This is a genomic window from Bartonella jaculi (genome assembly GCF_039543045.1).
In the GTDB taxonomy this organism is placed as follows: Bacteria; Pseudomonadota; Alphaproteobacteria; order Rhizobiales; family Rhizobiaceae; genus Bartonella; species Bartonella jaculi.
Genome location: NZ_BAABIZ010000197.1, coordinates 1 through 580, shown reverse-complemented (window position 1 = coordinate 580; position 580 = coordinate 1). Strand labels below are relative to the sequence as shown.

The 580-nt window shown below is 37.6% G+C and carries 1 pseudogene; it reads left to right on the top strand.

The features are described 5' to 3' along the window. A pseudogene (locus ABD915_RS10160) lies at nucleotides 1-580 on the top strand (autotransporter outer membrane beta-barrel domain-containing protein); the annotation flags it as partial.

Genomic DNA, 580 nt, shown 5'->3' with positions numbered 1-580 from the left:
AGACTTATCTGATCATAATGATATTGGTGCGACTGAAGTTAATGTTAAATCCTCTTCTATTACCGTGGAGGGTAATGGATTTTACGGTATATATTTTAAGGGAGAGAGGCCGCTTATAGAATTCAGACTTCATGAAGAGGATTCATCAGAGAAAGAAAAAACGCCACCAAGACTGGAGGTTGTTAATTTGGAAAAAACGACATTTTCTGTGCAGGATGATGCTATTTATAGTACCAATATCACTAACAGCGTTGTTAGTTTAATGCAAAGCACTCTTAGTTCAGGGAGTTCTTTGTTAAAAGCTGAGAATGGGGCCTCTGTGATTATTTTAGCAGATGCCTCTACTCTTGAAGGAAGTACCTCTGTAGATAAAACTTCTACTGCCGAATTTTATTTAGGCAATGGTTCGACGTGGATTTTAAAACAAAAACAACAAAGAGAGCCGCGTGAATCTGGTTGGGTAGATGATTCATCACTTTCACTCGTAAGCCTTATGGGTGATAGTTCTATTAATTTTAAAAAATTAAAGTCTGCTTCGACTTACGATTATCGAACACTCCACATTGGAAAAGGAACGGGT